The sequence below is a fragment of the Arcicella sp. GW821-FHT09D11 genome, from assembly GCF_059416265.1.
This window is the reverse complement of the sequence record NZ_JBWKOV010000001.1, coordinates 1035267-1061621: the sequence shown is the minus strand read 5'-3', so window position 1 is coordinate 1061621 and position 26355 is coordinate 1035267. Positions and strand designations below refer to the sequence as shown.

Here is a 26355-nt window from a genome sequence, read left to right as displayed (position 1 = left end):
TTTGCATAGATGAAATGTCTGTATTATGAGAGCAAATTTGATATTGTATCTAAATAATGTAAATTCGATAAAAATTATTTTATTTCTTTAAACATTCCTACTTAGAATGGCTTATAAAAAAATCCAAAAACTGCTAATTGCTTTAATCTTTATATTAATTTATCAAAATACGAATGCCCAATATGTAATAACTGGAGTGGTGACTGATGCAAAAAATGGCGACCCTTTGCCTTTTGCAACAGTCGGTTTAAAAGGTGTGAACGTTGGAGCTCAAACAAATTTTGAGGGAGTATATGTAATTAAAAGCAAAGTACTTACAGATTCAATTTATGTGAGTACTGTCAATTATAAAAAACGCACCAAAGCGATTGACAAAAAAGCCTTGAGTCAGAAAATTGATTTTCAATTACAAGGAGAAACAAAGTCCTTGGATGAAGTCGTTGTGTATTCTGGCGAAAATCCTGCCTTCAAAATTCTTCGGAAACTTAATGAAAACAGAGAAAAGAATGATAGAAAACGCCTATCAGCTTTTGAGTATGATTCATATTCAAAAATGGAATTGGACGTAGACAACATCTCTGAAAAATTTAAGGAAAGAAAAGTGATGAAGCAAATCCAAGGAGCGATAGCCAAATTTGAAAAATTGGCTGGCGAAGATGGAAAAGCTGTAATTCCTACCTTTATTTCAGAAACCATTTCAAAATATTATTTCCGTGAAAGTCCGGCAAGAAAGAAAGAGATTATCTTGAAAAATAATATCAAAGGAGTAGGAGTAAAAGAAGGAGGATTTGTATCACAATTGGTAGGAGGAAACCTATTTGCCAATTATAATTTCTATGACAATTTTGTTCCTTTTCTAGGGAAAGATATTATATCGCCATTTGGTGAAAACTGGAAAGGAACCTATAAATGGTTTTTATCAGATACAACCGATGTAGATGGACATGTTTGTTATGGATTAGAATTTGACCCTAAAAATGATAAAGACTTAGTGTTTGTAGGGAAAGCTTATGTTGATACTACGTCATACGCTTTGGTACAGATAGATGCAACCATTGGGAAAGAAGCCAATATCAACTTTATTGATAAAATAAAAATCTCTCAAGAGCTAGAACAAACTGCAGAAGGTGCTTGGCTACCAGCCAAAACCAGATTTTTAGTTGATATCGCCGAGCTATCGAAAAATTCAGCGGGTATGTTGTTGAAGATGTATATCTCTAACAAAGATTTTGTCATCAATAAGCCAAAAGAATTAAGCTTTTATGATTTGCCGATAGAAATAGCAGAAGACTCTAAAGAACCTGACCCAAATTATTGGCTTGGTGCTAGGCATGAATCGCTTTCTGCCCAAGATATTCTTGCATCCAGACTGATAGATACTGTTAGGAATGTTCCTATTGTTAAGACCTATGTAGAAGTAGCCGAGATTATAGCAAGTGGTTATAAGAGATTTAATAAGTTTGGAATAGGCCCATACATCAATTTATTCTCTGTCAATAAAGTAGAGGGCTTTAGAATGAGATTAGGATTTAAAACCAATTCTCAATTTAGTAAAGAATGGATTGTAAAAGGTTGGGCTGGGTTTGGAACCAAAGATTTGGTGTTGAAATACGGTGGTGAGGTAGACTATATCCTTTCTCGCAGACATTGGACTGTTGCAGGAGTTAAACATAGCTATGACCTAGAGCGTATTGGATTGACACCAGAACTAATTGGGGACAACAAAATATTTTACGCCTTCTCGCGATGGGGTATGTTTTCTGGAGCTTTCTATAGAAGAGAAAGCGAAATCTTCATAAAAACAGAACCGACCAAAGGGTTTACTTTCACTGGGTCATTAACAACCAGAGGTTTTGATCCTTTATTCCAATTTCAATACAGAACCAGACCCGAAGAAGGTCCAAAATCACCAACAGTAGATAATTACGACGATACGTTTTTTACTATTGAAGCACGTTTTGCAAAGAACGAAACCTTCTTGATGGATGGTAACGAACGCATAACGCTTGGCAGTAAACGTATTCCAACTGTTACATTAACATATCAGCATGGTATGAAGACCTTGAATGGTGATTTTAGCTATGATAAATTCATGGCAAAAATCTTTCAATCGTTCAGAGTAGGAACATTGGGACGTTCAGACTATACCTTGCAAGCAGGCTATATACCAACAGTATTGCCTGCACCGCTATTGTTTCCACATTTAGGAAACGAGACTTTTTTTTATAATCGTGCAGCATTTAATACGATGCACTATTTTGAATTCGTAAGTGATAAATACGTGTCTTTGAATTATAATCACAATTTTGATGGATTACTATTCAATCGTATTCCTGCCATTCGTCAACTAAAATGGCGTTTGATTGCCTCTGCCAATGTACTATTTGGTAGCCAAAGAGCAGAAAATACAGAGTTGATGCAAGAAGCAATACCCGTGATTAATCCACGTCACATAAAAGGTGAACTTCAGCCAAGATACAGTTTTTCAGGATTAGAATCTGACAAGCCGTACATTGAAGTAGGATATGGTATTGATAACATTTTTAAGATATTTAGATTACAGGCATTTCACCGCCTATCATATCTTGACCATGTTTCTCCTTCTGGAAGAATCCCTTCTCCTTTTGCACTAAAAGGGTCAGTACATTTCTCTTTTTAAGGCAAACTTATTAGCTTTACATAAAAGTCCTACTTTACAGCTTATAAAAAATCTGTGAGGTGGGATTTTTTTTGGATACTTAATAAAATCAAACAGTTTTTTGTGGAACAGGTACTTTGCTATTTATATATCAAAAATACCAGAAGAACTTGTTGTTCCACTATGAATCGTTGATGTTGTAGCAAAAAACTTGTTACTAGAAGAATTAGAATTAGAGAAATTAGAAACAGTTTTTTTTGAAATATTTAATTTGCTAGTTTTCATTTTATTAGAATTATAATTTTATTATTTGAGTTTCTTTTTTTTGTATTCCTGAATTTGTTGATTCAAAATTGCAAAGAAAATAGGCGTCAGAATGACACTTTGTCTTAATCAACTTATTGTCAGTCCCAAAAGCGTTATTATAGATTTGAATAGATAGATACTTCATTCATCTATTATTCAATAATATAGTTGAGATTAGAAATATTTAAAGTATTTTAAAAATGAATAAAAAAAAGAAGGCACATATTATCCTTTGGATTTTATATGTGATTTATTATCAAATAAGCTATATAATTGTATTACTTAAGTTTGATTTAGCTACAAGCTTGATAATCTTGATAAATTGTGCTTGTTGGGCAATGATATTTTATTGTTCTACATTATTTATCTATCCAAGATTTTTAACATCAAAAAAATATACCACAGTCATCATTCTAAGTTTTATAGCTGTTTCTGTATTTTCTATTATAAATGTATACTTGATTGAGTTGATTTTTCCTAATTATCCAGGGGCTGAAATCAATCAATCGCGATTAACTCATAATTTTTGGAATTCTCAGATTTATACTTTTTATGCTTTAGGCTATTACTTTGCAGAAAAATCAATTAATCAACAGATGGAAATTGCTGTTAGAGATAAAGAAATAGCTGAACAAAAAATTGCGATTGCAGAAAAGGAAGCGAAAATTGCAAAACAAGAATTGGAAATAGCTATCTTAGCGAAAGAAAAAGCCTTAGCGGAAATGGCATTTTTAAGAGCACAAATAAATCCGCACTTTATGTACAATACCCTTAATATGATTTTTGAAAGGGTAAGAAAAGCATCTCGTGAAGCAGGGGATATAGTATTAGCTTTTGCTGAAATGTTAAGATATGCCACCAGTACGAAGTCACAAGAAGACGAGGTGAGTTTAAGAGGAGAACTAGATTTTGTCAAACAATACATTGAATTACACCTTCAGCGATTCCATTATAAGGTATACATAGATTTTGAAGAAGACGGCGATTTCTCCTATCATAGGATCGTTCCGATGGTGCTAATTACCATTGTTGAGAATGGCATTAAACATGGGGTGTTTGATGACCCCGAAATAGCTTTCACAATCAGAGCAACCTTGATTGATGAAGAGTTTGTATTTATAGCCTCTAACAAGAAAAACCCCTATCCAAATGCCATTGCTGATGCTGGACAAACAGGTATAGGGATTAAAAACATTAAAAAACGACTTTTAACGACGTATCCAGCTGAAGCCCATAGTTTAGAAATAATAGATGGCGAAGAAGACTATACGGTTATATTTACAGTAAATTTTAACCTTCTGAAGAAATGATTAATTGTATTGTAGTAGATGATGAACAATCTGCATTAGATCTTTTGGTGGATTATATTAATGATACACCCTTCCTTAATTTAGTGGCTGCTACAACCAACCCCATGGAAGCAGTAGGAATTTTGCAGTCTAGAGAGGTGGATTTAGTGTTTGCAGATATTCAGATGCCAAGGATGAATGGACTAAATTTGGTGAGCTTATTTGAAAACAAAGTGAAATTTGTGATGACAACGGGGTATCAGGAATATGCCTTGAAAAGTTTTGAATATGGTGTGTTAGATTACTTAGTAAAACCTTTTTCATATCAACGTTTTTTGAAGGCAGTGAATAAAATGCCTTTCAATATGACCCTTGTTGAAGACCCGACTAAAACAATTGAATCAGCGCCAGAACCACCTACCAAAAGAGAGGAATTTATTTTTGTGAAGGTAGATGTAAAAGGTAAATTTCATAAAGTTCTTTATAAAGATGTGGTGTATATGGAAGCCCAGAAAAGCTATGCGTCAATCTATACCAAAGAAGAACGCATAACAACTAACCTTACGCTTTCGGATTTAGAAAAACGCTTACCGCAAGACCGCTTCATGAGGATTCACCGTTCATATATTATCTCTACTGAGAAAATAACAGGGATAGAAGGGGATGAAGTAATCTTGGATAAAGTAGTGAGAATTCCTGTGGGAGATACTTATGCAGAAGAATTTACTAAAGCCATTGAAGGAAGTATTTACTATAAAGAGAAAGACAGTGCCACCCTAGTATATAGAAAAATAGGGGGAGACAAAAGCTAAAATTCATGCATTAAATTAATGCCCAAAAGCCTTGATACTAACGAAGTATCAAGGCTTTTTTTTAGAGAATATTTCTACCAACGTTCATTCTTTACGAAATGAAAACTTAACATCTGATTAAAAATAAAACATTTAAAAGAGCCAATTTGTACAATTTTAAGAACTTTTAGAGGGTTTCTTGTTTTAATAATTTTTAATTTATATTTGTTTTAAGGAAAATAATAGCACAGTCAACGTATATTAATTACTATCAATCAATGTCAATTTTAGTACTTATAATTTCTTGCACAATCGCAGCATATTTACTGGGGTCTATTCCAACTGCTATTTGGTATGGCGAAGCTTATTTCGGGTTTGATATTCGTAAACATGGAAGTGGTAATGCAGGTGCTACCAATACATTTAGGGTTTTAGGTAAAAGAGCAGGAACGATTGTATTATTAATTGATGCTATCAAGGGCTGGATAGCTACTTCGCTAGCATTAATGATGTACTATGGTCACCTTATCGAATGGAGTGAATGTCAAAATCTGAAATTGCTTTTTGGTTTTGCGGCGGTTTTGGGTCATATCTTCCCTGTATTTTCTAATTTCAAAGGAGGAAAAGGAGTGGCTACTTTGCTAGGGATGGTGATGTCGGTACATCCAGAAGCAGCTTTGGTTTGTATGGTGATTTTCTTTTTGGTTTTTATATCATTTCACTATGTATCATTAGGGGCTATTATTGCGTCTTTGTCTTTCCCAATATTACTTTTGTTAAAGACTTTTGGCAAAGAAAACGACCTAGTGATTATTTTTGGCTTCATTTTATTCCTACTTATCCTGATTACTCACCGTAAAAATGTAGTGAGGTTATTCAAAGGACAAGAAAGCAGAATTTACCTTCGTCGAAAGAAAGAATCCGTTTAAATCGGTAGAACATATTATATTTGTACCTTCTGTCATTTTTTTGGCAGAAGGTATTTTTTTGACTCATTGTTTCAGCATTGAAAACATAAATAATGGCTCATCCATTACACAATCACAACAACATGAAAAACTATATTGAAGCTAATAAAGAGCGTTTCTTATCTGAATTACTCGACTTACTAAGAATTCCATCAATCAGTGCTGATAGCAAATACAAAGATGATGTTAGAAAAGCCGCTGAATTTATTGCTGATAAAATTAAAACCGCTGGGGCTGATTTTGCAGAAATAAGTGAAACAGCAGGACATCCGATTGTATTTGGACAAAAAATAATAGATGAATCACTGCCTACTATTTTGGTATATGGACATTATGATGTGCAACCAGCTGATCCTTTAAATCTGTGGGATTCTCCACCATTCGAGCCAGTAGTAAAAGATGAAAAAATCTATGCTCGTGGCGCTTGTGATGACAAAGGGCAAGTATATATGCACATCAAGGCTTTCGAAACAATGGTTGCTACAGACGCTTTGCCTTGCAACGTAAAGTTTATGATTGAGGGTGAAGAAGAAGTAGGCTCAGACAACCTCGGAACTTTTGTAAAAGCCAATAAAGAAAGACTAAAAGCAGACGTTATCTTGATTTCTGATACGGCTATTATTGCCAATGATATTCCTTCCATTGATGTAGGATTGAGAGGGTTGAGTTATCTAGAAGTTGAAGTAACGGGTTCAAATAGAGATTTACACTCAGGCGTTTATGGAGGAGCAGTGGCTAATCCAATCAACGTGTTGAGCAAAATGATAGCTTCATTGCATGATGAAAATAACCATATCACTATTCCTGCTTTTTATGACGATGTAGTTGAATTAACACCTACTGAACGTGAAGCTATGGCACAAACGCCATTCAATTTAGCCGAATATAAGAAAGATTTGGACATTGATGATGTAAGAGGAGAAGCAGGCTATTCTACTTTAGAAAGAGCATCCATCCGTCCAACATTAGATGTGAATGGTATTTGGGGAGGTTATATTGGAGAAGGTGCCAAGACTGTATTACCTTCAAAAGCTTCAGCAAAGATTTCGATGAGATTAGTGCCTAATCAGCAATCAGATAAAATTACCGAGCTATTTACCAAACATTTTGAGTCTATCGCTCCAGCAGGAGTTAAGGTAAGCGTTCGCCCACATCATGGTGGTGAACCTTATGTTACACCGACAGATTCTAAGGAATATAAAGCGGCTGAAAAAGCCATGGAAGAAAGCTTTGGGAAGAAACCAGTACCTACTCGTGGTGGTGGAAGTATTCCAATTGTGGCTTTATTTGAGAAAGAATTAGGCTTAAAAACTGTATTGATGGGCTTTGGGTTAGATTCAGATGCGATTCACTCTCCTAACGAACATTATGGCTTATTTAACTATTATAAAGGCATAGAAACGATACCTTTATTCTTTAAATACTATACAGAATCATAAGTAATAGTATAAAATGTTGCGATATTCTTCTGTTTTTTGGATTAATCACAAAATAGTCAATACAATACAGTGTTTAATTAAAGTGCTAAATTGTTATATTTGCAAAAAGATAGAAGTGAGCAAAAGCAAAGAAATATCTTAAGAACATAGATTAAAGAGAGGTATTAGTGTTGATTTTACCTTTTCTGAAAGAATTATAATCATCATGACCGAAATTAATTTAGAAGCCCTTACCACAGAAGAAACCTCACGGTATGAAAACCTTGATGAGATGTCTGTGCGTGAGATTTTAGAAGGCATCAATAATGAAGATAAAACAGTGCCTTATGCTGTAGAGAAGGCAATCCCGCAAATAGAAAAACTTGTGTCGGCAATTGTTCCTAGAATGAAAAAGGGAGGAAGACTTTTCTATATCGGAGCAGGCACAAGTGGCCGTTTAGGAATTGTAGATGCCTCTGAATGTCCGCCTACTTTTGGCGTACCTTTTGATTTAGTCATTGGTTTGATTGCTGGGGGCGATGGTGCCATCCGTAAGGCAGTAGAAAATGCCGAAGATGATATAGAACAAGCTTGGAAGGATTTAGAAGCTTATGATATTCATGAGTTAGATACCGTAATTGGTATTGCGGCATCTGGAAGAACGCCTTATGTAATTGGCGGTTTGAACAAAGCACGTGAAAACGGCTTATTGACGGGCGCTATTTCATGTAATGAAGACAGTGAAATATCAAAAGCAGCTGAATTTAAGATTGAAGCAATTCCAGGCCCAGAATTCGTAACGGGAAGTACACGTATGAAATCTGGAACGGCTCAAAAGCTTATTTTAAATATGATTTCTACCTCTGTGATGATTCAATTGGGAAGAGTAAGAGGAAACAGAATGGTTGATATGCAATTAAGCAATAATAAATTGGTAGTTAGGGCTGAAAATATGGTGATGGAAGAGCTAGGCATTAGCCGTGAAGAAGCCGAAGGCTTATTACAGCAACATGGAAGTGTGAGAGCCTCGGTAGATGCCTACAGAGCCAATCATTAACATATCATTAACACCAAGTACAAAAACAAGCAACTATGTTTGTCGTTATAAGTTAAATTACTTAAAAGGCGAACTAGTCTTATGTCTAATTATTTTATCCAACAATAAGATTTAATCAATACATCAGTAACCCTTTCTTTTCTTTATTATGAAAAAAACGATATTAAGTGCGATGTTGCTTTCAGCCCTAGCAATTAATGCAAAAGCACAGGATTTTCCTGAAGATATTAAGCCACTTGTAACAAAGTATGCTTGTACAGCATGCCATAAAGTAGACGCTAGATTGGTTGGCCCTGCATATACAGATGTTGCAAAAAAGAAATATACGAATGAAAAAATCGTAGAATTAATCGGTGCTCCTAAGCCATCAAACTGGCCAGGTTATCCACCAATGGCTGCTTTGAAAGTACCTAAAGAAGATGCTTTGAAAATAGCAGGTTGGATTAATTCACTAGCTGCGAAGTCTAAAGGAAAAAGCAAAAAAGGCTAATACTATTGAACATTAAAAAAAAATACCTTGACGGCGTTAACGAACTGTCAAGGTATTTTTTTTGTTGGCACAATATTAGTATTTTTAATTCGAGTCGCAATTTTTATTAATATGAACAAATACCAAGTAACCGTCTATTTTAGTGTTGACCAAGAATTCATGAGCTTGGTTCCTGAACACCGTAGTGTGATAAATGACTTAATTCTGAAAGGAGTAATAGATTCTTATGCTATTTCAGCAGAAGCTGGCAGAGGATGGATTATCGTCAATGCTAAAAGCAAGGAAAGTGTTCATAAATACCTAGAACGTTCGCCACTATATAGCTATTTTGAATTAGAGATAGACCAATTGATGGTGTATGATTCACAATCATATCGTTTCCCCAAAATGGTTATGAACTAAGAACGGAATATACAAATAACTAAAAAAGGCTTGGATATTTAATAACATCCAAGCCTTTTTTAGTTATTCTATCATATTGTTAAGCTTCTTCTGCTTTTGTTTCTTCTGTTTCAACAGCTTCTTCAGTAGTTTCTTCTACTTCAAATGCTTCTGGTAAATTCTGTGAAATGATATTATACCAATTAATCATTTTTTTCACATCCGAGCCATGAACACGTTCACGGTCGAAATTAGGAACTACCGTACCTAAGAAATCAAAAAGATCAGCCTCAGTAGCATTTTTTGTATTCAATTCAATTTTTTCACCATGCGTTTCTCTGATTTTCAAGAAAATATTTGCTAGAGGCATTGCTGCATCTTGGTGATCTTCAATATATACTGAAATATCTTTTAACACTGATACGCGTGCATTTGCTCCCACAACTGAACGAGCTTTTTTGCCATCCAAACTCTCAACAATAACTCCTGTACGTGTTGGTTTTAAAATTCTGTATAACCCACTTTGGCCAGAAATATTGGCTATTTCTTTTAATAATTCCATGTTTTATTTTAATGATTTGTTTTTGCAAAATTACTCAATTAGTTCTTAGCAAAATAGTACTAAGGCTGAAAACCTACCTAGGTAGCTATTTTTCAAGCTTTAAACTCTTGGTTTAGGTCACTAATTGTATAAAGGATTTCTTCTCTACCAGAGCCATTAACGGAAGAGCTTACAAAAAATTGTGGCATTTCTTCCCATGTTTCCAATAGCTTTTCTTGATACAAGGCAACATTTCTGTCAGCTGCCGTTTTTGATAATTTATCAGCCTTTGTAAAAACCAAACAGAAAGGAATACCTTCTTCCCCCAAACGATTGATAAATTCCATATCAATTTTCTGTGGTTCATGACGAATGTCTACTAATACAAAAGTATACAATAAATTTTCACGGTTTGAAAGATAATCATGAATCATCGATTCAAACTTTTCACGCTCTGTTTTACTGATTTTGGCATAACCATACCCCGGTAAATCTACTAAATACCATTTTTGGTCAATCAAAAAATGGTTTATCAATTGAGTTTTCCCTGGCGTTTGTGATGTTTTAGCCAAGCCTTTTTTTTGAACAATCGTATTGATTAACGATGATTTACCCACATTTGAACGACCAATAAACGCATATTCTGGTTTATCAGGTTTTGGGCACTTTTCGTATTCTGTATTACTCTGTAAAAATATTGCTTCTGTGATTTTCATAAAACTAATGTTAAAATAGTACACCTACTTATTGAAGGAGATACTTCTTTTTTAAACTTTCACAAATTTACGGAAGATTTAGCACTTCTCTTGCTTCTAAGCTTTTTAACGACAATTATCTCACAAACTAATCATAATCTAAGGAAAAGCTCAACGATTTATTTCAGTATCAAAATCCAGTCTAATGAAACAATCGTATCTTTGTGCAAATTACAGCGATTAGACGATTCGCTTTTATCAATACCACAAACGATTCATGCAATCGTGTAGTTTATATGGAAATTTTACAAAATGATTTATTGTTAAGAGCCGCCCGTGGCGAGCAAGTAGAACGTGTACCCGTTTGGATGATGCGTCAGGCAGGAAGAATTTTAGCTGAATATCGTGCCGTTCGTGAGAAAGCAGGAAGTTTTATCCAATTGGCTACAACACCTGAATTAGCTGCTGAAGTAACCATCCAACCTGTTGATATTTTAGGCGTAGATGCAGCCATTATTTTCTCAGATATTTTGGTCATTCCCGAAGCAATGGGCTTGCCATATATGATGGAAGAAAAAGTAGGACCAATCTTTCCAGAAGTCATTAAAACGATGGCAGATGTAGATAAGCTTCGTGTGGCTAACCCAGAGGTAGAATTGAAATATGTATTAGATGCTATCAGAATTGTAAAGAAAGAATTGAATGGTCGTGTGCCTTTAATTGGTTTTGCTGGCGCTCCTTTTACATTGCTTTGCTACATGATAGAAGGAAGAGGTTCAAAGACGTTCTCGAAGGCTAAGAAATACTTATATTCAGAACCTGAACTTTCGCACGCTCTTCTACAGAAAATCACCGATAGCACAATTGCTTATCTAAAAGCACAAATAGCCGCTGGAGCAAACCTTGTTCAGATTTTTGACTCTTGGGCTGGTATTCTTTCGCCAGAACAATATCGTATTTATTCATTACCCTATATCGCTCAGATTTGTGATGCAATCAATGAAGTACCTGTAACGGTATTTGCTAAAGGTGCATTTTTCGCACGTGAAGAAATGGGTAAACTGAATTGCGAAACAATAGGGTTGGATTGGAACATGGACATTGCCGAATCTAGAAAACTAATAGGTGATAGCAAAACCTTACAAGGAAACCTTGACCCATGTGTATTATATGGTTCATTCGCTGAAATAAAGGCACATACTCGCTCGATGATTCAGCAGTTTGGCGGACAAAAATACATTGCCAATTTAGGGCATGGCGTATATCCAGACACTGACCCTGAAAAAGTAAAATGTTTTATTGATACGGTAAAAGAATATAGTTTGTAGTAATACAAATATACAATATCTCCCTAAGGCACGGCAAAGAGTCCGTGCCTTAGGTGTTTTTAAGGTACAGCTTTTATACATGACATTACAAAATTACCGTTTGATAAAAAGGCTTTAATACTTATCAACTGAGTAGTATTCCACCAATATATCTTTACAAAAAAGGGTAGATAGCCTTCAAAAAATATGGATATTTAAGCCTTATCCAATTAAATACAATTATAAAACAACAAATTAATGAACATCAACCGCAGAACATTTATTAAGGCTTCGTCTATTGCAAGTACAGGCTTAATGGTAAACTCGCCTGTTTTTGCCAATGAATTTCCTACTGTACGAGTAGGCGTAGGGCAAAGAAAATTTAATAGTCCCCTGATTGAGTCAACCATCAAGCGTATGAAAACCAGCATCAAAGATGCGGAGGTAGCTTGGATGTTTGAAAACTGTTTTCCTAATACGTTAGATACTACGGTTAATTTCCAAATCAGGAATAAGCGACCAGATACTTTTGTGATTACGGGCGATATCCATGCGATGTGGTTGCGTGATAGTACTGCTCAGGTTTGGCCATACTTACCTTTAATTAAACAAGATGACAAACTAAGAGAGCTGATTGCTGGCGTAGTAAACCGCCAAACAGAATGTATTTTGATTGACCCTTATGCTAATGCCTTTAATGATGGCCCAGGGAAATCTGAATGGCTTACAGACCATACGGATATGAAGCCTGAATTACATGAAAGAAAATGGGAATTAGATTCATTGTGTTATACAGTCCGCTTGGCTTATCATTATTGGAAAACAGCTAATGATACGAGTATTTTTGATGAAAAATGGCTGAAAGCTGCCAAGCTTATTATTGCTACTTGCAGAGAACAGCAACGTTTTCATGGAAAAGGACCATATCATTTTGGAAGAACTACCTCATGGTCTACCGATACGGTACCGGGGAATGGATATGGTAATCCGACAAAACCAAATGGCTTAATCAATAGTATTTTCCGTCCTTCAGACGACGCTACTGTTTTCCCTTACTTAATTCCTTCCAATTTATTCGCCGTAGTTTCTTTCCGTCAGATAGCAGAAATTGCTGAGAAGGTTTATAAAGATGCTTCATTTGCCAAAGAATGTTCAACCTTTGCCAATGAAGTGGAAACAGCAGTAAAGAAACACGCAATTATTACGCATCCAGTTTATGGACAAATGTATGCTTTAGAAGTAGATGGTTATGGAAATCGTTTGTTACAAGATGATGCTAACGTACCGAACTTATTGGCATTGCCTTATTTAGGAGCCTTGAAACTATCAGACCCTATTTATCAGAATGCCCGTAAATTTATCTTTAGTGATAATAACCCTTACTTCTTTAAAGGAAAAGATGCTGAGGGTATTGGTAGTCCGCATACTTTAGTAGATCAAATATGGCCAATGAGTATCATTATGCGTGCCATGACCTCCACAAATGACCAAGAGATATTAGCACAATTGCGTTTCTTGAAAAAGACTCATGCTAATACAGGATTTATGCATGAATCTTTTGATAAAGATGATGCTACTAAATTTACGCGTAAATGGTTTGCTTGGGCAAATACTTTGTTCGGTGAATTAATGTTGAAGATAGAAAGAGAAAGACCGCATTTACTAACAGTAAAGCTGTAATACTTGATAAAATATTAGTCGCTCTTTATGACTTTTATAAAGAGCGACTAAATTTAAAAAGAATGTAAGATAGAATTGGGAAAATATTTATTTGTGTAATATAATGACTATACGTTCTCAGTCTCATTTTCTAATGATGTAGAAGACGTCTTCTTACTTTTTTTCGTTTTTGATTTACTAAATCTACTACGTCCCCACCACACATAAAACCCAGTTATTGGTAAAGTCGCACAAATCAAACTTGCGAGGAAGTATAATATTTTGGTAGGAATGTTACCAATAGCTCCTACGTGGATGGCATAATTGGTGCGTCTAATCCAGTCGGCAACATTCAAGTCATCTATTTGTACTTGTGTAGATGGAAGCTCTTTAAGGGTATATTGGTCCAAGTTGACATATCGCCAAGAACCATTGTACATATCCACGCATAACGCAATAGCATCAGCAGGTTTTTGAGGAAAAGAAACAATAATGGCATCTTTATTATAAACACCTACACTTTCAATTCCTTTTTGAAAGGCAATATCCACATTTCGCATCGCAACGTTTGGAACAATCTTGGTGGTATCTGAAAATGAACGGGTAAATGGTGCAGGAGCACCTCCGCCTGAACTTAACCAATAAACACTTTTAGAGACCCATGAGAAGCTCATGCTTAAACCAGTAATGGTAATCAATAATGCAACGATTAGTGCGTAAAAGCCTAATACATTGTGGAGGTCATAGTTAACACGTTTAAACTTGGCATTCCATTTTATTTTAAAACTTTTATCACGATTGCTTTTATTCCACTTTTTGGGCCACCATAGAATCAGACCGCTAACTAGCAAAACAAAAAATATAAGCGTAGCATACCCCACAATGGTTGGACCAATGGCTACATCACCAATTTTTGCCTCAATCCACAATTCAGTATGACCTTCTAAAACAAAGTGAAAGAAATTATCATGGTCTACAATCCCTACTACTGCCGCTGTGTATGGGTTTACATATACTAAGGAGTCTGAGTTCATACTTATTTGAGCAGACCTTTCATACCCGTAGTACCAAATCCCAGTGATTTTTTTGTCTGGAAATAAAGGTGCAACCTTACTTTCAATAGCAGAAGGAGTAAGATAGGGCGCATTTTCAGGTCTTTCAACATGAAGCCAAGGTTGAGTAAGGGACTCAAACTCTTGTTCAAAGACTAAAATACAACCCGTCAAGGCTACGATAAATACGATAATACCAGATACAAGCCCAAGCCAAAGATGCAACCATGCATTTATTTTACTTAATGTGGTCATTCAGAACAGAAATTAGTTAACCTACCTGAAATAGAAGTATTGTTTCAGGTAGGTATATATTTTAATTTGTTAGTGAGAAGTGAATATTAACGCATTTTGTCAAGACGAAGGATATAGTCATATCCACCAATCATTTCCATACCAGTTTTTACAGTCTGACCAGCAATATCATAGATATAGATATAATCTTTGCCCGTTTCAGCATTTGTAATCATATAAACCTTGCCATCTTCTACAATGATATTCTGCATATATGCATCATTATCGTTTGGTATTTCAGTCAGTTTTTTAGTGATTTTTCCAGTTTCAAGGTCAAATACACCAAAAGCATAAATGTGTGCTGAATTAGTAATAGCGTTGTCAATATATTTAATGATAGCCTTTGTACCACCGATATACCATAAACCTACCCCGTGATAACCTATTGTAGCGTTGTTAGCTGTATACGTATCGTCTAATACTGTAGCACCTTTTTTGATACGGAAAATAGCCGTTTTCTTAGTCGCGATACTACTCCACTCTACGTTAGTTTGGAAATAAGTATCTCCGTTTTCAGCCACAAAAGATGATGACAACCATAATTTATTAGTTCCTGGGCCAGCAGATTGAGTGCTTTCTAATGTTTTTTCATATTTTAAGGTAGTATAATCAATTACACCGAAATATGTTTTTTCTTGCCAAGGTGCTGGCCTGTCGGCAGTGTATCCAAATTGAACAAAAACTTTACCGTTAGTATATTCAACGTTTCCTAAGTTTAAGCTTTTGTATCCTGTAGGGATGGCGGGTGTTTCAAACACACCATTTGTCATTTTAAGCGTTTCTGTGTCTACTACTGAATAATGAAGTTTTTTGCCTTCGCCATCGGTTCCGATTAAGAAAAGTGTTTTATCGTTAATCCAAGTAAAGCCACCAACATCGCTCATGTGAGTATAAGGCACTTCCAAGATAGTATTGTATAGTTCTTTTTCATATTTGAATTTAGAAAAACGACCAGAAGTAGTATTATAGTAGTAATAATATCCTCCCTTTGTAATAATTCCATAGGCAGATTTGCCTGTAACTTCCGCTCCGTGACCAGTCAAGTTGATAGAACCTTCTGTCAATGAGTTTGTTCCCAGAATATACTGCGTAGTATTTGGCCAGCTACCAATTTGTAACCAAACTGTATATTTTTCCTGTGTTTCATCTACAGGAGTTGGTGTGTTATCATCACTACTACAAGCGTTTAGTAATGAAATTAGGGCAATTGCCATCAAAAATGAATAGAATTTGAATGTTTTAAACATGATGCTTAAATAATATAATGGATTAAATAATTACGATTTATTTGATAAATGATGATTGAAATTATTGTAGAAAATACCTGAGTTTTACCGAAAATGCACGTCCCGGCTTTTGCAAACGGAAGTTGTCAAATGCCAGATTATTAGTGAAATTGCGGCATTCTAAAGAGAGATTATATCGGCCATTTTTCCATGAGTTTGAGATAGACGCATTGTGGATGTACTGTTCAGGAATAGTACTTTTTCCTGCTTTGTTTCCGTAAGCTTCCCAAGTCAAATAAAACCAATGGACATATTGCGTACTTAAATTGAATTGCATACGAGATGCCTTACCGATTACATTGTTTTTACCAATGCCCAAGTCTACATTCCCAAAAAGCCAAGGTTGGTTAGGGATTTTGTTTAAATAGGTAGCCTCAACAGTAGTACCCGCTGAACCAGGCGAATACTTAGTATTATTGATAGCATTTTGGTAACTGATGTTAGCGTTGAAGTATAATAAATCACCATAATTATATTTGATGTCTCCTTCCAAACCATTCACTTTTACATTTGAAGTATTTTCGTAACGGCTTACACTAGAATTTGATTTATAAACTACGGCATAGATAAAGTCGTTGGCATTACGATAGAACCATGATGCTTCGACAAATAACTTATGCTTATTATAACGGAAACCGTAGTAAGCTCCGATGTTTAAGTTATTGCTCGACTCTGGTTTTAGGTCTAGGTTTGCCACAACAGTATAACCATTCCCGAACATTTCGCCTACTTCTTGCAAACGATATGCTTTTTCGAAGGATGCCTTCACACCCATATCTCCTGTTATTTTATAGCGACTGGCTAATCCGTAACCTTGGTAGGTCTGAGAATCGTTTACTTGTCCATACTGACCCGAAACAGAAATGTATTTAGATTGCTGAACACTTAACCCATATACTTTACCAAATAAGGTATTCGTAAGGCGTTCATTGAGTAGATTTTGCTGATAAGCTACGCCCAAAATTTGTTTGCTTAATATCCCTGGAATATCTGCATGGTCGGTAATTAACTCATCATAGGTTTCGTTTCTGAGGTGGTCATAAGTATAGTTCAGGTTGAGCGAGTGTACAGAAGATAATTCATAGCCAAAATTGGTACGCACAAAAGTTCTTGGACGATTAATGTTGTTAACCGTTTTTATCGAACCGATTTCGGCTAAACTAGTTTTTACACGCGAGCCATCCCAATAATATTTATAGCTCGAAGTATCAGTAACTACATAATTATCAACCGAACGTGAAGCAAAAATATTAGCGTTTAAGCCTTTCGTAAATAGGTTGTCTTTACGATAACGAAGCGACCCATTATAGGCATAACCATTTTTAGTGACAGCCCCATAAACCACATCTTGTCGCGTTCCCGTTTGTATATCTTGGTCAGTACCCGAATAAGAAAGCCCTACAAAGAAAATATCAGCCCATTTTTTATTAGCTACACCTACTTCAAGCTGTCCCATCGCTGATTGATACTTGTCGTGGAATCGTTTAAAATCTTTATTAACGTATTTGTATTGTGCTTCATCCCAAATCTCCATATCACGCATGATATAGTTGTTTTTAGAATAGTTAGCAAAGGCACTGGCTTTAAGGATAATTCCGTTTCCAAAGCGATATTGACCCGTTAGGGCTAGTCTGTGAGAATCAAAAGAACCGATACTATAGCTGACATCTAAATAATTACTGATGTTTTGATTAGTAATGATATTAACAGCTCCACCCAAGGCATCAGACCCTAAGCTTACAGGCACAACACCTTTGTAAACCTCCATGCGCTCAGCAAGATTGACAGGAATATTATTCAGCGACATCGTACTGCCCATTAATTCCATCGGAACACCATCCAAAAAGAATTTTACAGCTTTGCCCGATAATCCATTGATTGAAAAGTTGAAATCAGAACCCATCCCGCCTTCTTCACGTACTTTTATTCCTGCGGTTCTGTTTAATACTTGGTTGAGGTCTGCGGTAGTATTAGCGAATTGCTTAGTTTCAATCGCATTAACGGCAAAAGCCTGTTCTTTTACTTCCTGCGTTTTTGTTTTGCCATGAACAACCACTTCGTCCATGTTTTTAGAATCAAACTTTAGGGTAAAATTGGCCTTAACTTCCTGACCATTTTTGAGTGATATAACTCTTGATTGTGATAAATAACCTACAGAAGAAACTACTAAAGTATAAGAACCAGCCCTCGCGATAGAAAGTTTGAAGTATCCATCGTCTTTGGTAACAGTACCAATAGTCGTACCTTTCAATACGACATTTACGCCTGCTAATTTATTGCCATCTTCGCCCTCTATCGTTCCAGAAACACTATTTCCAGTTTGTGCAAAGACAAGACTATTGATTTGTAATAAGAAAAATAAAATTGTAGTAAATAAAAACTTAGTTGAGCACATTGGTTTTAGCTGAGGAATACTGTTTAGATACATGAATAGGCAATTACTAAACTTGCCTTTTCAAATACCTAAGTAGCACAACTCTGCTACCCCCGAAGGTCAGGAGAAAGAAATTTTAAGGAAATGCTGATAATTATTGTTGAAAATTGGTTATGTATAATTCTTTATTTTAATCTTCATATAACCTTTCAATGCGGAGGATGTAATCTATAGGGCCTTCAAGCTGTAATCCTTTTTTCAAGCTACCATCTTTGGGATTATAAATCCAAATATTGTTTCCACCCGTATCAGAATTAAGAGAAATATAGACTAAACCATGCTCTACCAGAACACAACGCCTAGAAGTCCCTTTATCCAAAGATAAATCCAACTTTTTTAGGGTTTGTTTTACAAGGTCTGCTACATAAAACTCTACGTGAGGCACTTTATAATGGTCTTCAAAGCCTGTGAATAAATCTTTTCGCTCACTTCTGAGAATAGCTTTGCCGTCGCCAATGTCCCACATACCATAAGCATGATTTTTAATAGAAGCCGAAATATTGAAGAAAAATGAACTGTCTAAAGATTCTTGTCCTTTACGAATCCTGTACATCGCCGTAGGCTTATTAGGATTATTGCCTAGTGCGATACCTGGACAGGCGAGAAAATAAAAATCGCCGTTTTGAGCAGTAAAGGTATTAGGCTGAGCGGTATTGATGCCCCCAGGATAAGTAGAGCGAGTATCCTTTTGAGTCTTTATTAATTTGAGTGCTGGGTATGTCAAGATACTTACAAAGGCTGTATCGCTAGTTTGGTAATTTTGTGGTGTCGAGATAGCATGATAAGTATAGCCTACAAAAACTTTGTTGGTCAAGAAGTTAGAAAACCCTACAGAAATGGAATTGTAAATGCCAGTGGGCTTAGGAAGAGGGAAGATACCTATCTGAGCCTTCATGTCATTGACATTCACTTTGGCATATTGAAGTTTATTGAGTTTCTTATTATGAGAAATTAAAAAAAGTGAATCTGGATGAACCCAACTATAATTATCCAAATACACAAAGCCATTAAGCAAAACAGAGTCGATAGGTTGAAGACTGTTATTGGTAATAACCGATTTTATTAAATACTGACTTTTTCGCCCTAACCGATAATAGAAACCATCCTTAACAATTAAATCATACCAGATTTGTTTGGGAAAAACTCGGGTACCTTCTTCTATCGGATTAATCTTGCCCGTAGAAATATCGTCAGTATGAATAATGTACTCTTTATAGTCCTTTGCCATGACATAAATGCTATATTTTTTATGTTTAGCATTGGCATCTTTTGATTCTGAACAACTCAACAAAGAAGTTAATCCTACGATAAAGGCTATGATAAAAGTAATCGGGCTTTTTTTAAAGCACATAGTATAATCAAGAGTTTCAAATATTAAATTGATCCATCAATTGTCTTTTCATTACAGGAGGTAAGCCCATTAACAGTTTTTCGTCCATAATAATCACTTGACTGTTTTGGGTATTAGGGTCATCAAGAACGATATAACTTTCGCCCTTCTTGAAATTTACCTTATTGCTTTGGTTTGCACTTTTAGTACAAAGTCCTTTTACGGTAATAGAGATATCTTTGTTGGGACTAATCAGCATGCTTCCGCAAAAATGAATCGAATCATTGTTTACATCAATGTTGGCGTTGCTCTCTGGTCCAAGCGAGATAGTATAATCTTTGGCAAAAATTTCTTTATTGGTAGTACCCGTAGCATTCACGGCAGTAATCAATGCCTCGTCTGCTTTTTGATAAAAAATATACAGAGAAGACGCAAGAATGGCAAATGCTAAAGCGGCTGCTATGGAAAGATATTTGGTATTCTGAAAAATAAAAAACGGATTATTTCTTGATTTTTTGGAATTTGAAGGGAGAATATCAGCAATATCCTGCCACATTTCTGTAGCTGTTTTTTCTTTATCTATGTTTTCAGGAAAGACTAAAAAATCGTCTTCGTTTTCATCGAGCAACCAATTTTCAACCAACATTATTTCTGTTGGTGTACATTGTCCGCAATGGTATTTTTCAATAAGCTCTTTACTAACCTTCATTAAACATGTTTTTTAGAACAAAAAGACTCTTTTTTGTAAAAGTAGCATATTTAAGGGTTTCCCGAAGCTGTAGGTAAGAAAATCAGAGTGAATATTCTGGTAAATTGGATTTAAGAGAGGAAATAGCTTTAGAAATGTGGTATTCTACCGCTCTTTCAGAGATAAGTAGGTCTAAGGCAATCTCTTTGTTGGATAAGCCTTGTTCACGGCTCATTTTAAAAACCCTACGACATTGATTAGGCAGGTCTTCAATCAAGGTAGATATTCTTTCTTTTAAAGAACTTAACATCACTTCATTTTCAGTATAATTACTAGATACTGTTTGTGAAGAAGCAATTTGCTCTAAATGGTGTTCTCTGATTTTTTTATTTCTGATATGTTCAAATACTTTATACTTAGCAGATTTTACAAGGTATTTCTCAACAGACTGATTAATTTCAAGCTTATCTCTCTTTTCCCAAAGTGACTTAAAAATATCTTGTACCATTCCTTTACAAAGCTCTTCGTCTTTCAGATTAGCATAACATACCGAAAAAACTTTTTCCCAATATAAATTATAGATTTCCCGAAAGGAATCCTCGTTAATTTTAATGGAGATATTGTCCACCTGAATGTTATTCATGCTATGGGAGTTGTGGAAAGACTAATAATGTACAAATATACGTTATTATTTATAATTAGTCCAAATAAGAAAAACCTTTTTATTTTCCACTCTCTTGAAATAATATACATTTTTAGCTAAATATGTAGGAGAACTATCTTTACAAACATAGGGTTATCTCGAATTTTTCTTAAAATGAGAAAGTTTAATAAAATAGCCTCACAGAGGCGATATATCGGTAGCTGTATATATGGTAAAATTAAAAAACAGTCTCCCACAAGCCCCATCGGGGCGAAATATTTCGCCCCGATGGGGCTTGTGGGGTTAACAGAATACTTTTTCTACCGATATCTTGTTCCTAACGGAACTATAATCCATTATCTATCATCAAAAAGCGGTCAGAAAAATGATTTTTCTGACCGCTTTTTGATGATAGAATTCGGAATGACACATATTTACAGAATAAGAATAGTCATTCAAAATATCTTATGGACAAATTTTGCTTAAAATTCGGGATGACTCATGTTTTCAAAATTGATATTTTATTATTTTCTATGAAGTATTAATTACCTAACTGACTAGCTATTTGCTTCAACGTAATTTCAGCTACTTTGGCTGTATAGCTCAAATTATTCAGACGATAGCCCGAGTTTTCAAAACTTTGCTGTGCTTGTTTTACGTCAATGATAGTCGCTTGACCTAATTGAAAACGCTGATTCATTATTTTCAATAATTTATCTGCTAACGCATAATTTTCTCGTTCGGCTTCTATCAATTGTAACGTATTGCTATATGCTTCCCAAGATTTAGCCGCCGCAGTTTCGAAATTCTGATAAACTATTTCTTTCTGTAATCGAGCCGTTTCAGTATTAATTTTGGCTATTTGTACTTGTCGCGTATTTACACCACCTGAATAGATAGGAATACTGGCATTCACTCCTAAAAATGGACCATAGGTTTGGTTTAAAAGTGTAAAACCTGCACCACTTTGGTTGCGGCCATAGTTATAACCTGTATTCAAATTGATAGTAGGATAACGCCTAGCATTGGCTTCTCTTTCTAACAAAAGATTTATATTAATTTGTGCCTCAGCCGATAAAATACTTGGATGTTTCTTTATGTTGGCGTCTAAATTCTCCCATTGCAGGCTTCTATCCAATACAATCGTGTCGGAAATAGTAATAGCAGTTCTAGGGTTTAATACTAAACTACGGAGTAAATCAGCCTTACTTTGTTCAATCACTATTTTTTGAGTTTGCAAAGCTTGCGTTTGGGCATTCAAATCTATCGTAGCTTGTAAAGATTCTGCTTCGTTTGATAATCCTACGCTTTTGCGGGCTTCAATCAGCGATAGTTTTTGTTTTGATACTTCGATAGACTGAAGTAAGGTAGTTACAAAATTTTGTTGCTGAACTACTGCAAAATACTTTAACATCACGTCAGCCACTACATTTTGTACTGTAGCATTCAATTGCTCCTGACTAAGTTTTTGTAATTCCTCTAAACGCTTTTTTGTTGCTATTACTCTTCCGCCATTATACAGCATCATCGTTGCTGTAAAACTCATATTGGTATTGTTGGAAACTACGCCCGTTCTGTTAGTACTTGTACCATTACTTAACTCTTGGTTCAGTCCAGTTATCTGTTCGTTTGTACTAAAAGCGCCCGTAACTGTAGGCAAACCACCAGCGATACCAATATAATTATTGATAGTATTGGCAGATAGCGTATTTTTAGAAACCTGAATATCTAAATTGTTTTTTAAGGCTGTTTCAACGGCTTGGTTCAATGTTATTTGCTGTTGAGCAAAACCTTCTGAAAAGCCCATCATTAGCAAACAACTTACCAACAGTATATTACTTTTAAAAATGATTCTCATGTTTTTTTGTTGATTTTCAGCTTTAGTTTAATCTGCCGCTTGTTCTTCTGCTACTAGTTTAGATTCTTCTGTTACGTAATTTTTACTAGAGATAAATGTATAAACTGCTGGAATAACGAGTAACGTAAGAATTAAAGAGAATAAAATACCCCCCACAACAACAGTACCTAATGGAATACGGCTAGTAGATGCTGCCCCTAAACTCAAAGCAATCGGCAAAGCTCCTAAAGATGTTGCTAAACTTGTCATCAAAATCGGACGCAAACGTTGGGTTGCGGCTTCAACAACAGCTTCAATTCTTGACATACCCTCGGCTCGCTTATGATTAGCAAATTCAACAATTAAAATTCCGTTTTTGGTTACTAGTCCAATCAACATAATCATACCAATCTGCGAGAAAATATTCAATGTTTGTCCAAACAACCAAAGGCTACCCAATGCACCCGCCAAAGCCAAAGGCACGGTAATCATAATAGTGAAAGGATCTTTGAAGCTTTCAAACTGAGCCGCCAATAGTAAATAAATCAATGTTAAGGCTAATCCAAAAGCAAAAGTTGTGTTAGAAGAACTTTCAGAATAATCTCTTGAAGGACCACTCAAGGCTGTTTGGAAAGATTTGTCCAATACTTTATCTGCAATAGCTTGCATCGCTTTTACACCGTCTCCAATGGTTTTTCCTTCTGCCAAAGAGGCTGACACAGTAGCCGATTTCAAACGGTTGAAGTGAAACAACGTTGAAGGATTACTACTTTCTTCCAACTTCACTACGGCACTCAAAGGAATCCTTTCACCACGCGTATTGGTCACAAAAATGTTTTCAATATCCGTAGGCTCTTTTCTGTCTTTTCTTTCCACTTGCGCAATTACTTCATACTGACGACCATTCATGGTGAAATACGCTAGCCTTCTACCACTGAATGCCCCTTGGACAGCACTTACAACATCTTGTGTCGTAAGGGCTAAGTCTTTGATTTTAATACGGTCGAAGGTCATTAAAATCTCAGGCTTGTTGAATTTCAAGTTTACGTCAACATTCTGGAAAGTTTTATCATTACGAGCTTCCTCCAAAAATTTCGGAATAGCGTCTTTAATCTTAGCAAAGTCGATATTTTGTAATACGAACTGTACAGGTAAACTTCCTCTTGAACCTAAACCCACCGAGATAGTTTGTTCTTGCACACCAAATACACGAGCATTGTTGAACCTGCTCATTTTTTTGTTCAATAACTTGGTTATTTCATCTTGGCTTCTGGTTCTTTGGTCGGGGTCTACCAAACCAATACGAGCCGCCGAAGAGTTTGTACCACCGTTTCCACCAAAGCCAGGCACAGCATTAAATACAAATTCTTTTTCAGGAATAGAATCGTTCAAGAAATTGGTTACATCATCAGAAACCTTCTGAGTATATAAATAACTAGACCCTTCAGGCGTACTTACCGTAAAACGAATACTGCTTTTATCTTCCATCGGAGCAATCTCACTTTGAAGATTTTTGCTCGCTAGCCATATCAACAATCCACAGGCCACTACAATTACCCAAGCCATCCATCTGACGCTCATAAAGCCCTTTAGGATACTCTTGTAGCCACTTTCCATGCCTGTAAAGAATGGCTCAGTTTTGTCGTAAAGCCAACCGTGACCTGCTTTTTTACGTGTTAAATACACGTTCAGTACAGGCGTAATCGTCAGCGAAACAAAGGCTGAAATCAATACCGCACCTGCGACCACAATACCAAATTCACGGAAGAGGCTACCTACGAATCCTTCTAAGAAAATAACAGGCAAGAACACCACCGCCAATGTTAAGGAAGTAGAAATTACGGCAAAGAAGATTTCTCTACTACCCTCCAAAGCAGCTTTACGGATAGGTAAGCCCTGTTCGAGCTTTCGGAAAATATTTTCGGTAACAACAATCCCATCATCTACCACCAGCCCTGTCGCCAAAACGATACCCAACAGCGTAAGTACATTAATGGTGAAACCACAGAAATACATTACAAAGAAAGTAGCAACCAATGAAATAGGAATATCGATAAGAGGGCGAATCGCAATAAGCCAATTTCGGAAGAAGAAGAAAATTACTAATACTACCAAACCAAAAGAAATAATTAAGGTTTCTTCTACCTCCTCTAATGAGCGACGAACGTTTTTAGTATTATCAATTAATAGTTTAAACTGAATATCAGATTTATTCTCTTTCTCAATCTCCTGCAAACGTTTATTAAATTCATCTGCAATTTTGATATAATTAGCCCCAGGCTGAGGAACAACTGCTAAACCAACGGCATACACGCCATTGTATTTCCAGCTTTGTTCTAGGGTTTCGGGCCCTAATTCCACATCAGCAATATCACCCAAGCGAACGATACCCGTATTGCTTTCACGGATAATTAAATCACGGAATTGTTGTTCCGATGTTAATCTACCTAAAGCACGAATCGTCATCTCTGTGTTACTACCATAAATTTTACCTGCAGGAAGTTCTACATTTTCACGCGCTAAAGCTGTTTGGATATCTGTAAAAGATAAGCCATAACCATTCATACGGTCTGTTTTCAACCAGATACGCATGGCATAACGCTTTTGACCCAAAATGTTTACACCACTTACGTCATTAATGGTCTGGAAACGTTGTTGTAATACGTTTTCGGCATAATCACTCAGTTCTAACAAACCTTTACTTCTACTCTGGATAGCCAACAACAAAATAAAGTCACTATTAGCATCCGCTTTTGATACTACAGGAGGTGCATCAATATCTTGAGGTAAACTTCTAACGGCTTGAGCTACTTTGTCACGCACATCACTGGCGGCTGCTTCCAACGGTACATCAAGGTTAAATTCTACTGAAATAGAACTACTTCCTAAAGTACTTGATGACGTAATAGAACGAATCCCCGGAATACCATTGATTTGTTTTTCGAGAGGCTCAGTAATTTGGTTTTCAATAATATCAGGGTTGGCACCAGTGTAAGCTGTTCTTACAGTAACCATCGGTGGGTCAATAGCTGGATAATCCCTTACTGCCAAAAACGAAAATCCAACTATCCCAAAAAGGATAATCAGGATATTCAGTACTGTGGCAAGTACAGGCCTTTTAAGAGATAATTCTGAAATATTCATGAATATTGATGATTAAATTACTCCCATCTTTTGTAGAAGATGAAAAGCAATTTTATGAAATCTTTTTAATGATGGATGATGGCGCCAACATCGCTGATAGCCCATTC

At 35.8% G+C, this 26355-nt stretch carries 21 protein-coding genes; 11 read left to right on the top strand and 10 right to left on the bottom strand.

What is annotated here, in order from left to right; genetic code table 11:
• Nucleotides 1–106: 106 nt before the first annotated feature.
• From AC07N0_RS04505 to AC07N0_RS04470, 8 genes are all read left to right on the top strand, one after another.
• On the top strand, nt 107–2659 hold the full coding sequence (locus AC07N0_RS04505) for a DUF5686 and carboxypeptidase-like regulatory domain-containing protein (protein ID WP_494588270.1): 2553 nt from the start codon (nt 107–109) through the stop codon (nt 2657–2659).
• Nucleotides 2660–3144: 485 nt separating this feature from the next.
• Complete coding sequence (locus AC07N0_RS04500; protein ID WP_494588269.1) at nt 3145–4254, top strand: sensor histidine kinase; 1110 nt, start codon at nt 3145–3147, stop codon at nt 4252–4254.
• Entirely contained in the window at nt 4251–5045 is a 795-nt protein-coding gene (locus AC07N0_RS04495; protein ID WP_492801022.1) for a LytR/AlgR family response regulator transcription factor, read from the top strand. Before AC07N0_RS04500 ends, AC07N0_RS04495 begins: the two co-directional genes overlap by 4 nt.
• Before the next feature lie 257 nt (nt 5046–5302).
• The gene (gene plsY / locus AC07N0_RS04490; RefSeq protein WP_309921845.1) at nt 5303–5953 is read left to right on the top strand and encodes a glycerol-3-phosphate 1-O-acyltransferase PlsY; all 651 of its coding nucleotides are present in this window, start codon (nt 5303–5305) and stop codon (nt 5951–5953) included.
• 122 nt (nt 5954–6075) lie between these two features.
• Nucleotides 6076–7431 (top strand): dipeptidase, encoded by a 1356-nt coding sequence (locus AC07N0_RS04485; protein ID WP_494588268.1) that lies wholly within the window; start codon nt 6076–6078, stop codon nt 7429–7431.
• 205 nt (nt 7432–7636) lie between these two features.
• Complete coding sequence (gene murQ / locus AC07N0_RS04480) at nt 7637–8467, top strand: N-acetylmuramic acid 6-phosphate etherase (protein ID WP_492801020.1); 831 nt, start codon at nt 7637–7639, stop codon at nt 8465–8467.
• 148 nt (nt 8468–8615) lie between these two features.
• A complete protein-coding gene (locus tag AC07N0_RS04475; protein WP_492801019.1) occupies nt 8616–8957 on the top strand; it encodes a c-type cytochrome in 342 nt (113 codons plus the stop codon).
• A 111-nt stretch (nt 8958–9068) separates the two neighbouring features.
• Nucleotides 9069–9359, top strand: coding sequence for a hypothetical protein (locus tag AC07N0_RS04470; RefSeq protein ID WP_323252866.1), 291 nt, complete (start codon nt 9069–9071; stop codon nt 9357–9359).
• Between the two features lie 79 nt (nt 9360–9438).
• Here AC07N0_RS04470 and AC07N0_RS04465 read toward each other — a convergent pair whose 3' ends face one another.
• Nucleotides 9439–9900 (bottom strand): DUF5606 family protein, encoded by a 462-nt coding sequence (locus AC07N0_RS04465; RefSeq protein WP_492801018.1) that lies wholly within the window; start codon nt 9898–9900, stop codon nt 9439–9441.
• Between the two features lie 92 nt (nt 9901–9992).
• A complete protein-coding gene (gene yihA, locus AC07N0_RS04460) occupies nt 9993–10595 on the bottom strand; it encodes a ribosome biogenesis GTP-binding protein YihA/YsxC (protein ID WP_494588267.1) in 603 nt (200 codons plus the stop codon).
• 275 nt (nt 10596–10870) lie between these two features.
• On the opposite strand from yihA, the gene hemE reads away from it, so the two are divergent.
• Both hemE and AC07N0_RS04450 read left to right on the top strand, forming a co-directional pair.
• Nucleotides 10871–11902 (top strand): uroporphyrinogen decarboxylase, encoded by a 1032-nt coding sequence (gene hemE, locus AC07N0_RS04455; protein WP_494588266.1) that lies wholly within the window; start codon nt 10871–10873, stop codon nt 11900–11902.
• Nucleotides 11903–12139: 237 nt separating this feature from the next.
• Entirely contained in the window at nt 12140–13561 is a 1422-nt protein-coding gene (locus AC07N0_RS04450; protein WP_494588265.1) for a glycoside hydrolase family 125 protein, read from the top strand.
• Between the two features lie 107 nt (nt 13562–13668).
• On the opposite strand, the gene AC07N0_RS04445 is transcribed toward AC07N0_RS04450, so the two are convergent.
• The 6 genes from AC07N0_RS04445 to AC07N0_RS04420 form a co-directional block, all read right to left on the bottom strand.
• On the bottom strand, nt 13669–14847 hold the full coding sequence (locus AC07N0_RS04445; protein ID WP_494588264.1) for a PepSY-associated TM helix domain-containing protein: 1179 nt from the start codon (nt 14845–14847) through the stop codon (nt 13669–13671).
• A gap of 86 nt (nt 14848–14933) precedes the next feature.
• Nucleotides 14934–16133, bottom strand: a complete 1200-nt coding sequence (locus AC07N0_RS04440; protein WP_494588263.1) for a DUF4374 domain-containing protein — start codon at nt 16131–16133, stop codon at nt 14934–14936.
• 61 nt (nt 16134–16194) lie between these two features.
• A complete protein-coding gene (locus AC07N0_RS04435; RefSeq protein ID WP_494588262.1) occupies nt 16195–18567 on the bottom strand; it encodes a carboxypeptidase-like regulatory domain-containing protein in 2373 nt (790 codons plus the stop codon).
• A 169-nt stretch (nt 18568–18736) separates the two neighbouring features.
• On the bottom strand, nt 18737–19957 hold the full coding sequence (locus tag AC07N0_RS04430; RefSeq protein ID WP_494588261.1) for a DUF4374 domain-containing protein: 1221 nt from the start codon (nt 19955–19957) through the stop codon (nt 18737–18739).
• 16 nt (nt 19958–19973) lie between these two features.
• On the bottom strand, nt 19974–20645 hold the full coding sequence (locus AC07N0_RS04425; protein WP_494588260.1) for a hypothetical protein: 672 nt from the start codon (nt 20643–20645) through the stop codon (nt 19974–19976).
• A gap of 82 nt (nt 20646–20727) precedes the next feature.
• Nucleotides 20728–21267, bottom strand: a complete 540-nt coding sequence (locus AC07N0_RS04420) for an RNA polymerase sigma-70 factor (RefSeq protein WP_492801010.1) — start codon at nt 21265–21267, stop codon at nt 20728–20730.
• A gap of 174 nt (nt 21268–21441) precedes the next feature.
• On the opposite strand from AC07N0_RS04420, the gene AC07N0_RS04415 reads away from it, so the two are divergent.
• Nucleotides 21442–21753 (top strand): hypothetical protein, encoded by a 312-nt coding sequence (locus tag AC07N0_RS04415; RefSeq protein ID WP_494588259.1) that lies wholly within the window; start codon nt 21442–21444, stop codon nt 21751–21753.
• 55 nt (nt 21754–21808) lie between these two features.
• Here AC07N0_RS04415 and AC07N0_RS04410 read toward each other — a convergent pair whose 3' ends face one another.
• Together AC07N0_RS04410 and AC07N0_RS04405 are read right to left on the bottom strand one after the other, a co-directional pair.
• Nucleotides 21809–23125, bottom strand: coding sequence for a TolC family protein (locus AC07N0_RS04410; protein ID WP_492801009.1), 1317 nt, complete (start codon nt 23123–23125; stop codon nt 21809–21811).
• Between the two features lie 27 nt (nt 23126–23152).
• The gene (locus AC07N0_RS04405; RefSeq protein WP_494588258.1) at nt 23153–26248 is read right to left on the bottom strand and encodes an efflux RND transporter permease subunit; all 3096 of its coding nucleotides are present in this window, start codon (nt 26246–26248) and stop codon (nt 23153–23155) included.
• Nucleotides 26249–26355 lie beyond the last annotated feature (107 nt).

Coding starts and splice junctions, on each gene's coding strand:
- AC07N0_RS04505 (WP_494588270.1), top strand. CDS start 107: ATGGCTTATAAAAAAATCCAAAAACTGCTAATTGCTTTAATCTTTATA.
- AC07N0_RS04500 (WP_494588269.1), top strand. CDS start 3,145: ATGAATAAAAAAAAGAAGGCACATATTATCCTTTGGATTTTATATGTG.
- AC07N0_RS04495 (WP_492801022.1), top strand. CDS start 4,251: ATGATTAATTGTATTGTAGTAGATGATGAACAATCTGCATTAGATCTT.
- plsY (WP_309921845.1), top strand. CDS start 5,303: ATGTCAATTTTAGTACTTATAATTTCTTGCACAATCGCAGCATATTTA.
- AC07N0_RS04485 (WP_494588268.1), top strand. CDS start 6,076: ATGAAAAACTATATTGAAGCTAATAAAGAGCGTTTCTTATCTGAATTA.
- murQ (WP_492801020.1), top strand. CDS start 7,637: ATGACCGAAATTAATTTAGAAGCCCTTACCACAGAAGAAACCTCACGG.
- AC07N0_RS04475 (WP_492801019.1), top strand. CDS start 8,616: ATGAAAAAAACGATATTAAGTGCGATGTTGCTTTCAGCCCTAGCAATT.
- AC07N0_RS04470 (WP_323252866.1), top strand. CDS start 9,069: ATGAACAAATACCAAGTAACCGTCTATTTTAGTGTTGACCAAGAATTC.
- AC07N0_RS04465 (WP_492801018.1), bottom strand. CDS start 9,900: ATGGAATTATTAAAAGAAATAGCCAATATTTCTGGCCAAAGTGGGTTA.
- yihA (WP_494588267.1), bottom strand. CDS start 10,595: ATGAAAATCACAGAAGCAATATTTTTACAGAGTAATACAGAATACGAA.
- hemE (WP_494588266.1), top strand. CDS start 10,871: ATGGAAATTTTACAAAATGATTTATTGTTAAGAGCCGCCCGTGGCGAG.
- AC07N0_RS04450 (WP_494588265.1), top strand. CDS start 12,140: ATGAACATCAACCGCAGAACATTTATTAAGGCTTCGTCTATTGCAAGT.
- AC07N0_RS04445 (WP_494588264.1), bottom strand. CDS start 14,847: ATGACCACATTAAGTAAAATAAATGCATGGTTGCATCTTTGGCTTGGG.
- AC07N0_RS04440 (WP_494588263.1), bottom strand. CDS start 16,133: ATGTTTAAAACATTCAAATTCTATTCATTTTTGATGGCAATTGCCCTA.
- AC07N0_RS04435 (WP_494588262.1), bottom strand. CDS start 18,567: ATGTGCTCAACTAAGTTTTTATTTACTACAATTTTATTTTTCTTATTA.
- AC07N0_RS04430 (WP_494588261.1), bottom strand. CDS start 19,957: ATGTGCTTTAAAAAAAGCCCGATTACTTTTATCATAGCCTTTATCGTA.
- AC07N0_RS04425 (WP_494588260.1), bottom strand. CDS start 20,645: ATGAAGGTTAGTAAAGAGCTTATTGAAAAATACCATTGCGGACAATGT.
- AC07N0_RS04420 (WP_492801010.1), bottom strand. CDS start 21,267: ATGAATAACATTCAGGTGGACAATATCTCCATTAAAATTAACGAGGAT.
- AC07N0_RS04415 (WP_494588259.1), top strand. CDS start 21,442: ATGAGAAAGTTTAATAAAATAGCCTCACAGAGGCGATATATCGGTAGC.
- AC07N0_RS04410 (WP_492801009.1), bottom strand. CDS start 23,125: ATGAGAATCATTTTTAAAAGTAATATACTGTTGGTAAGTTGTTTGCTA.
- AC07N0_RS04405 (WP_494588258.1), bottom strand. CDS start 26,248: ATGAATATTTCAGAATTATCTCTTAAAAGGCCTGTACTTGCCACAGTA.